A 9,874-nucleotide genomic window follows, 5' to 3' on the forward strand; every position below is an offset into this window, starting at 1 on the left:
GCCAAAGAAGATCGGTCGGGAGCTACCCCGGTATAAATATGTACCGCCCTGGACGACAGGCCCGCTGATTGACTGATGCTTCATACAACAGCATCAGGTAGTGCCACATGAGTGGAATTCCAAAAGCCCAGGAAAAGGGCCTTCATAACCATTTCATCAAAAAAAAGCTGCACGAACGCATACGGCATTTGACCCCGGCAAACATCCGGGCTCTGGATCGGGCAAGAACACCCGGAGGGCTGGCCGAAGATGCCATGCCGCAATGGTTTCAGAAGGCCACCAGTGACCAACGACTCACTGTGCGAGACCAGCAGAAGCGCAGTCGAACGTGCAACGAAACCCTGGCAAAAACCCTCACCGGGCTCAAGGGCGTCACCGAATTCGCACAACCGTTGCTTGAGGCGGCGTTGCAAAAAAAGTTCGGGCTCAAAGTCGATGTGACGCAGACATGGCTCTACGAGCCTTTCGCAGGCTCTCTGATCACGCACCAGACACTCCTGCAGCTGGCATTGCGCAATTTTGAAGAAGACCAGGTATTCAATGCCGGTGACGTCATTGCTGAGCGGGGACTGCGCGCAGCCCACCTGGAAACTCAAGGAGGACCTTACGGTTGGGACTATCCGGAAACGGGGCCTTCAACGCGCTACAGGATCAAGCCGCTAGCGCTAAAACCTGCCGATTTTGCATCGTTATGCCGGGAGCTGGATATCGGCAAACAGTATCAGGAACACCTGACGGCGATGTTTGACGCGGGGGACCGGGCGGCCACCGTGCGCACCCAGACCATCAATGCATGGAAGGCCAGTCTGCGAGTGCACGCCGATATCGCTCACCTCAAGTCGCTGATCACGCCTTCGGCCTACCGTACTTTGCTGGCCGTGCTCAATGGCGAGCCCTCGCCAACACTGGACGGCGAGCGCGTCACTTGCAGTCAGTTGCATGTGTTGGGGTCGCCTGTCAGTGAGCTGTTTGTCATCGGTGCACGTCGGCGCAAAGGTAAAAAGATCGATTTCGGTTGGAGCAATCCGGGAGTCAATCTGTTTGACGTGCTGGGTTATCAGGACTCGCGGATCATCGTCTGTATTCCCGGTGATCCATTGGCGCCGGTCATGGAATATGCCTCGCTCAAGTCCTTTGAAAATGACCTGTGCTACAGGCTGCGAGATGTCAATTATCAGCGCTCATTTCTCAGACTGATTCCCCACGGTGATGCGGGGAAGTTCCTCGGCAAGATCAAGACCGCCCTGCAAACGCTCAAATGGAACCCCGATTTTCCTTACCGCAAACAAACCGTGCTGGGGCACATCGACGGCATTTACGAACACGTGTATCGGGACGAGCCGGTTCTGGATATCAGTGAAGAATTTTTTGATGCCGAACTGTTCGGCGAGCTGTACAGGCGGCATCAGAAGCGCCTGAAAGAGACTGCCGAGCAATTGGCGGTGCCGACCGCCAAAGTTGATCATGAGGCCTGGTATGAACGACTCGCCCGGTATGCCGAATGGGGGCTGAGCGTACTCAACGCAGCAGCATTTTTCGTCCCTGGCCTGGGCGAGGTCATGATGGCCGTGATGGCCGTGCAACTGACCATGGATGTTTATCACGGCGTTGAGGCGTGGAGCATTGGCGACACGGATCAGGCCTGGAGTTACTTGAAGTCGGTGGCTGTGAACGTTGCCTTCATGGCGGCGGTAGGTACGGTAGCCGGTAAAGTGCCGAAAGTGCTGTCGACGCCCATCGCCGATGGCTTGGTCAAAGTCAAATTGCCGTTTGGCAGCGAACAGTTGTGGCGGCCTGGCTTGAGACCTTACTTGAGCGACAGGGTCTTGCCGGTGGGCCTCAAGCCCAACGAGCGTGGGCAATATCAAGTGGATGGCAAAACCTATATCAGGCTTGACGGTAACGTCTACGAAAAGACCTTCGATCCCGTGCTGAACAAATGGCGACTAAAAAACCCGAGAGTCTCGGATGCTTACTCCCCGGTGCTTGAACACTACGCAGGAGGCGCGTGGCGCCATCGTTTCGAGCGCCCCCTGGAGTGGGATCGAGCGACATTACTGCGACGTCTGGGCCCGGTCACCGAAGGTATCGATGCAGCGACGCTGGAGAAAATTGCCGATATCAGCGGCGTTGACGACGACGCGTTGCGCAAGATCCATATGGATCACCTGAGCTTGCCCTCTGCGTTGTCCGATACGTTGCGGCAGTTTCAGACTGACCGGCAGCTCAATGAACTGATTGAACAGATACGTCTCGATCAGCCGGTGCCGGACAGCCGTTACAACGACGTTTTGCCGCAAGTGTTCACAATGCCCCGTTGGCCCCATGGACGTGTGATCGACGTGTTCGACAATCCAGGCCTGACGGGAGCTTCGTCCCGCTATGGTAAGGCGTCACTACCGGCGAAGCCGGGCATCAGGATTTCCCACGAGGATGTGTCTGCCGGGAAACTCCCTGAACGCGTACTTGCAGCACTGGATGAGGGCGAAATCGTTCGCTTTCTGGGGAGTGAAGGTGCGCGAGTCGAGGCAGAGCGCGAAGCTGTATTTCGACAACAGCTGGGCGATCACCTTGCAGGCAACAAAACCGCGATGTTCGACAAACTCAGCCAGAGCGCCAAGTCGACGGACCGTGAAACTCAGGCACTGCGCAGCACTTTCCCGAGCCTGTCGACGGACGCGGCGCAAGAAGTCCTGGCCAATGCCACAGCCAAGGAGCGGCTGCACATCAATCAAACCGGCCGGCTCCCCACAAGCCTGTTACTCAAGGGGAGGGCGCGCGCCCGGGTGACTCGGCTGAACAAAGCCTTGGCCGGACTGCATCTGGAAAGCATGGCGTCATTGGACAGCCAGCGTTTGGCTCTGCACAGCCTGGAACGGCTCCCCGGCTGGCCGAACAACCTGCGTCTGGAAGTGCGTCTGGGCCATTGCGACGGAAAACTGCTCGACAGCATCGGTAGCGAAACCGCCGAACAGGTCAAATACCTGGTGAGGGACGGCTCTCAGCATCATCAAGCCAACCAGTACCAGGCCTTTGACCAGCACCAGAATTCGTTGAACAGCGTACCGAAAGCAGGCGACAACTTTTTTTCTTCGCTCATGCATGCGTTACCAGACGATGCCCGCGCCCGGTTGGGCATGCCCAATGTCGCGCAGGGTGCCAGGTTGCAGGAGGCAGTGACCACCTATGCCATGGGCCACCGTGAGCAGATGATGCAAACCCTCGCACCTGGCGCCAGCACTTCACGATTCCGTGCGCCGCGACGCCTGGCGGACGGCAGGGTCGGCTACCCGATGAGCGGGCGAGGTGCCGGCGCAATGGTCAATCCGTCGTTGGTCTCCAGGTTGCGGGATGTCTATCCGAACGTCTCCGATGAGATGGCGGAATCGATGGTCATTCAGCTTGCGCTTGATGGTATGACCGAAACGCAAATTGCCCATTTACTGAACTTGCGCGCCCAGGAGTACGAGACGCTGTCGGCGCAACTGGACCAGTGGGTTGAAAGCGGCGGTCCGCATACTCTCCGTCATCAGGTCGCGCGCAACATCAAAGGCGTCTGGCAGCAGCGGGGAATTTATGATGGCGCTGCCAGTGTTTACCTGGATATCGGTGTTGCAGACAGCTTGCCGGAACTGGCTGGCAACTTTCCTCACGTCAGTCGACTGCATATGAGTGCGGGTGCAATGTTGAGTCAGACACCGCAAGCCTTTTTACGTCAGTTCCCCAACGCCCGGTCGTTGAAGTTGGGCGTCCGGGATGGCGTCGACAGAGTTCAGTTGGCCGCGAAGCTGAAGGCATTGCCAGGCATACATGACTTGCGAATCGCCGGGCCGCTGGGGCAGGAGTACAGCGCAACTGTCCAAGCGGCGATAGACGCCATGCCGCAACTGCAACAATTGGACGTGATCGGCATGGCGGGCGAACTGGATGTCAGTGGTCTGACTCGCCTGCATTCGTTGAGTGTGTACGGAACGACAGAGGTTTGGCCCAAGGGCGCCCAGCAATTGCCTCAGCTCAGAGCGCTGGACCTCACTCACTCAAGCGTCAAGACACTCCCCGCTCAATGGCTTACCGGTCACGAAGCACTGTGGCCCGGCATGAAACTCAATTGGGCCAGGCTGAGTACCGAGGACTTCGTGAGGGCGTATGAGTATGTGCACGAGCATCCTGCGCATTTGCAGGATAGCGGGCACATGCTCGATCGATATTGCCGAGGCACGCTGAGTGATGCCTTGGAAACCAGCGAAGAGCTTTCAAAGGCTGCCCTTGGGCGAATGAAGGCAGAAGGGTTGGCAGGGCGGGCATTGCTGGCACGGATCAATGGGCTGCGCGAGGATGGACAGGCGCTGCGCCTGCAACTGGAGCGGTGGCAGCAGCAAACGACAAAAGCCAATGGCCGGCAAGTCAACCTTCGGGAGCGGGAGGTCATTGCCCGGCGAATCCGCGAGTGCTGGCGTGATGGCCTGCGTAAACGTTATGGCGGCGCGCAGGAGGTACCGGTTTCGCAACCTGAGGTCGGCCCTTCGACGGTGCGCTCATGGCCCCTCATGCCCGGACAAATCATTTCATCGAATCTGGATTTGTCAGGCTGGGCGCTGGGCGACCTGCCTGAACTGCCGACGTTGTCGGCAACAGATTTTGCTCATGTGCAAACCTTGCAAATGTCGGGGGTCATGGCCTCATCCGAAGATGTCAGTGGATTTTTGCGCGGTTTCACCGACATTCGGCGGTTGGACCTGAGTAGCAATCAGCTGCAGAGTCTGCCGACGACACTGGGCAACCTGACAAAACTCAGTGAGCTGAATCTGAGCCGCAATCACCTGACCATCACCCCGAGCATGCAGCAGCGCCTGAACCGGTTATCTGCCCTGGAAAGCCTGGACTTGCGCTATAACCGGGTCGATTCGCTGGACGTGAGTGCCATGTCCCGCTTACAGACTTTGCGTGTGGGGCATACCGCCATCAAAGACTGGCCATCGGGTTTGTGGGGCTTGTCCAGCCTCGACAGGATCGAGCTGAACAACAGCGCTATCACGACGATTCCCGAGACGGCTCTGACCGCTCAACACCTTTCAAAAATCGATTTGCAGGGTTGCCGATTGACGGCAAAGGCCCGCAGCGATTTGCTGGCAAGCAGTTCGTCGGAAAACCCCATGGGCATTTCCAGGGCCAGCTTGCAGACAGGCATTACAGAGGGCGAACCCGAGTATTTTCCGGTGCTGGTCGCGCAGAATCCGGAGTTGTTGTTGCCGCTGCCCGTTGTACCTGGCAATGACCTGACACGCTTGACCCCGCAAGCCCGCCTGCAAAGGCTTGATCCGGATTTGCCGGCGGCCGAGGCGATACGGATCATCGATGTGCTCGCCACGCGCCATGGCGGGGCTGGCCCTCTGTACGAGCAATTGGCCAAGTGGGACAGCCAACACCAGGCATTGACGAAGTCCCTGAACACATGGATCGATACCCCGCCACAGCACCGCGTTGAATCGTCACCTCCTGTGTGGATCGCCGCCACCGAACGCCGCCAGGCAGCTGACCGGATAATGGCGTGCTGGAGGCAGAACCTGCGTGGTACATCGGCAGGCATTACCCTTGATTTGTCCGATATCCCATTGGGCCATCTCCCGACGCTACCTGCCGACTTCGCTCATGTCGGTGAGTTGAACCTCAACAATGTGTATCTGAGTGAAGACGGGCTAAGCGAATTTCTTGGCGCGTTTACTCACCTTCATACCCTGGCGCTGGATGCCAACGCGATGGATGCCTTGCCAGCGTCAGTGACCTCTTTGCGCCGCCTCAAGCGACTTTCGGCGGCCAATAACCGTTTCTCCAATGCAGCTGAGCTTGAGCGTCAGCTTGCCGGATTGAGCAACCTGGAGTCTTTGAGCCTCTCAGAAAACTGGCTCGAGTCACTGGATGTCAGCGGCCTTGGAAGTTTGCAAACCCTCGATCTGAGTGGCAATCGTCTGGTCATCTGGCCGCAGGGTGCACTTGAGCTTCCTTCACTCAGCACCCTGGATTTGCGCGACAACATGATCGAGTTCATTCCGCCAGCCCTGATGGCCGACGCGCACAGGGTATTGCGTGCGGGCACCAATCTGGCCGGCAACGAGACCCTCGATGGTACAAGCTTGCTGATGTTGCATAATCAAGTGCAGGAAGGCGAGCAGATAGTGGGATGGCGTTCAACAGAGATTGACGAGGCACTGGAGCGGTTTGACAGCAGTAGCGAAAGCAGCAGCGTTGACGACAGCGATAGCGATGACTCGATCGTGAGTGACGTTGAAGTGGATATGGATGAGGTGACGGGTGCCGAGGCTCGTGAACGTTGGATCGATTCGTCAGCTGCAGATGCCGAGGAGTTGATACGGATCTGGAATGATTTTGAGCAAGCGCAAAACAATCAGTTCTTTTTCAATCTGCTGACCCGGCTGGAAGGTACGACAGACTTCATGACAGGACGTGCTGATCTTGTGCGGCGGGTCCACACCGTATTGAGGGTGGCCGATAGCGACGCAGGTCTGAGGGATACGATTTTCGAATTGGCGAGAGCCGGCGCAACCTGCGTCGATGGCCAAATCCTGTTGTTCAGCAATATAGAGGTCAAGGTATTCGAGTTCGAAACCTCGAAGTCAATTGCACCGGGGCAGCATGGCCAAGTCTTGTTCCGGCTCGGCAGGAATCTGTTTCGACTTGGCAAGGTCGAGGAGATCGCCAACCGCGATATTGCCCAGCGCCGGGCACAGCGCCGCTCGACTGATCCGGCTGAAGTGCGTCTGGCTTATCGTATCGGCCTTGCCGAGCGACTTGAACTGCCGGGACAACCCAGAGGCATGCGCTACAGCGGCAACGTTTCGTCTGCCATGCTGGAGGCGGCCCATGCTGAAGTGATCGCGGCAGAACAATCACCGGCATTGATTGATGAGTTGGTCGGCCGCCAATATTGGAGCGATTATTTGAAAGAAAAATACCCTGAACGGTTTGCCCAGTTGCGTGAGGGTTTCGCAGGCAGAGAGCACGATGTGGATGAGCAGTTTCCGAATTACGGCGAAGGCGCGCAGGAGCAGTACAAGATCGCCATGCAGGCGATCGAGGCAGACCTTGTCTTCGAGCAAGGAAAGCTGTTGCGCGAACTGTCTGAAATAGAGCGGACGCTGGTGGGGTTGTAACGTAAACCCGCAGCGTTGAAACAACCCCGGGAGTCGCACGAGTCGACTCCCGGGATCAGCCTCAGTTGTCGTAACCCAGGTTAGGCGCCAACCACCGCTCGGTCACGCTCAGCTCCTGGCCTTTACGCGACGTATAGCTCTGGACCTGATCCTTGTCGATCTTGCCCACGGCAAAGTACTGCGCCTGCGGGTGAGCGAAATACCATCCGCTGACCGCGGCGGCCGGGAACATCGCATAGTGCTCGGTGAGGAACACTCCGCTGCGCCCAGCGCGCATTTCGGCAGCCTCGGGGTCGAGCAGGGCGAACAGCGTGGCTTTCTCGGTGTGATCCGGGCACGCCGGGTAACCCGGGGCAGGGCGGATGCCGGTGTATTGCTCTTTGATCAGCGCCTCGTTGTCGAGGGTTTCGTCCTTGGCATAACCCCAGTGTTCTTTACGCACCTGCTGGTGCAGCCATTCGGCGCAGGCCTCGGCCAGACGGTCGGCCAGGGCCTTGACCATGATCGAGTTGTAGTCGTCGCCAGCGTCCTGATAAGCCTTGGCCACTTCTTCGGCGCCGATACCGGCGGTGGTGATGAAGCCACCCACATAGTCGGTTAATTCACTGTCCTTGGGTGCAACGAAATCAGCCAGGGAGAAGTTTGGCTTGCCGTCAGTCTTGATGATCTGCTGGCGCAGGTGATGCAGTTTGGCCAACGGCTTGCCGTCATCGCCGTAGAGTTCGATGTCATCGTCACGCACCTGGTTGGCCGGCCAGAAGCCGAACACCGCACGGGCGCTAATCAGCTTTTCGTCGATCAGTTTGGCGAGCATTTCCTGGGCATCGGCGTACAGCGCGGTGGCGGCTTCACCAACCACTTCGTCCTGCAGGATGCGCGGGAACTTGCCGGCCAGGTCCCAGGAAATGAAGAACGGCGTCCAGTCGATGTACTCGGCCAGCACTTTCAAATCGATGTTATCCAGCACCTTGGTGCCGGTGAACGTCGGTTTGACCGGCGTGTAGGTGCTCCAGTCGAACTGTGGCTTTTTCGCGATCGCCGCGGCATAGCTCAGGCGTTCGGTGCGGGCGCTGCGGTTGGCCGTGCGTTCGCGGACCTCGATGTAATCCTGGCGGGTTTTCTCGACGAAACCGGCCTTGAGTTCCTTGGACAACAACTGGGTCGCCACGCCCACCGCACGGGAGGCGTCGGTGACATAGATCACCGCATCGTTGCTGTACTTGGGCTCGATCTTCACCGCGGTGTGCGCTTTGGAGGTGGTAGCGCCACCGATCATCAACGGCAGATGGAAGTCCTGGCGCTGCATCTCGCGAGCGACATGGACCATTTCATCCAGTGACGGCGTGATCAGCCCGGACAGGCCGATGATGTCGCACTTTTCTTCCTTGGCCACCTGGAGGATTTTCTCCGCCGGTACCATCACGCCGAGGTCGACGATGTCGTAGCCGTTGCAACCCAGCACCACGCCGACGATGTTCTTGCCGATGTCGTGCACGTCGCCCTTGACCGTGGCCATGAGGATCTTGCCCTTGGCTTCCGGCTTGTCGCCTTTCTCCAGTTCGATGAACGGGATCAAGTGGGCCACGGCCTGCTTCATCACCCGTGCGGATTTCACCACCTGCGGCAGGAACATTTTGCCGGCCCCGAACAAGTCGCCGACGATGTTCATGCCCGACATCAGCGGACCTTCGATCACTTCGATCGGGCGGGCGAACGACTGGCGCGACTCTTCGGTATCTTCAACGATGTGCGTGGTGATGCCTTTGACCAGTGCATGTTCCAGGCGCTTGTTGACGTCCCAGTTGCGCCACTCTTCGGTCTCGGCTTCCTTGACGCTGCCATCGCCCTTGTATTTGTCGGCAATGGCGAGGAGGGCGTCGGTGCCATCCGGGGTGCGGTTGAGGATCACGTCTTCGACGGCGTCGCGCAGTTCCACCGGGATCTGGTCGTAGATCTCCAGTTGACCGGCGTTGACGATGCCCATGGTCAGGCCGGCGCGGATTGCGTACAGCAGGAACACCGAGTGGATCGCCTCGCGCACCGGGTTGTTGCCCCGGAACGAGAACGACACGTTGGACACGCCGCCCGAGGTCAGCGCATACGGCAGTTCGTCGCGGATGTAGGCGCAGGCATTGATGAAGTCCACAGCGTAGTTGTTGTGTTCTTCGATGCCGGTGGCCACGGCGAAGATGTTCGGGTCGAAAATGATGTCTTCCGGCGGGAAGCCGACTTCGTTGACCAGGATGTCGTAGGAGCGTTTGCAGATTTCTTTCTTGCGGGCTTCGGTGTCGGCCTGGCCGGCTTCATCAAAGGCCATCACGACGACTGCGGCGCCGTAGCGCTTGCACAGTTTGGCGTGATGAATGAATTGCTCGACGCCTTCTTTCATGCTGATCGAGTTGACGATGCCCTTGCCCTGAATGCACTTGAGGCCGGCTTCGATCACTTCCCACTTCGAGGAGTCGATCATGATCGGTACGCGGGAGATGTCCGGCTCGCCGGCAATCAGATTGAGGAAGGTCACCATGGCCTTCTTCGAATCGAGCATCCCTTCGTCCATGTTGATGTCGATCACCTGGGCGCCGGCCTCGACTTGCTGCAGGGCGACTTCCAGGGCTTCGGTGTAGTTGTCTTCACGGATCAGGCGGGCGAACTTGGCGGAACCGGTGATGTTGGTGCGCTCGCCGACGTTGACGAACAGCGAG

General features: G+C 58.3%; 2 protein-coding genes. One reads left to right on the forward strand and one right to left on the reverse strand.

Annotation, left to right across the window (positions count from 1 at the left end; all coding sequences use genetic code 11):
* Positions 1-107 precede the first annotated feature (107 nt).
* On the forward strand, positions 108-7,169 hold the full coding sequence (locus D8U18_RS10355; protein WP_131107577.1) for an NEL-type E3 ubiquitin ligase domain-containing protein: 7,062 nt from the start codon (positions 108-110) through the stop codon (positions 7,167-7,169).
* 61 nt (positions 7,170-7,230) lie between these two features.
* Here D8U18_RS10355 and metH read toward each other — a convergent pair.
* Positions 7,231-9,874: methionine synthase (metH, locus tag D8U18_RS10360; RefSeq protein ID WP_131107578.1), on the reverse strand; the 2,644-nt coding region annotated here is incomplete at its 5' end.

The organism is Pseudomonas sp. Sample_10, assembly GCF_004321495.1.
In the GTDB taxonomy this organism is placed as follows: Bacteria; Pseudomonadota; Gammaproteobacteria; order Pseudomonadales; family Pseudomonadaceae; genus Aquipseudomonas.

Bases quoted from the DNA above. Each gene is read 5' to 3' on its own strand.
- D8U18_RS10355 (WP_131107577.1), top strand. From the start codon at position 108: ATGAGTGGAATTCCAAAAGCCCAGGAAAAGGGCCTTCATAACCATTTC.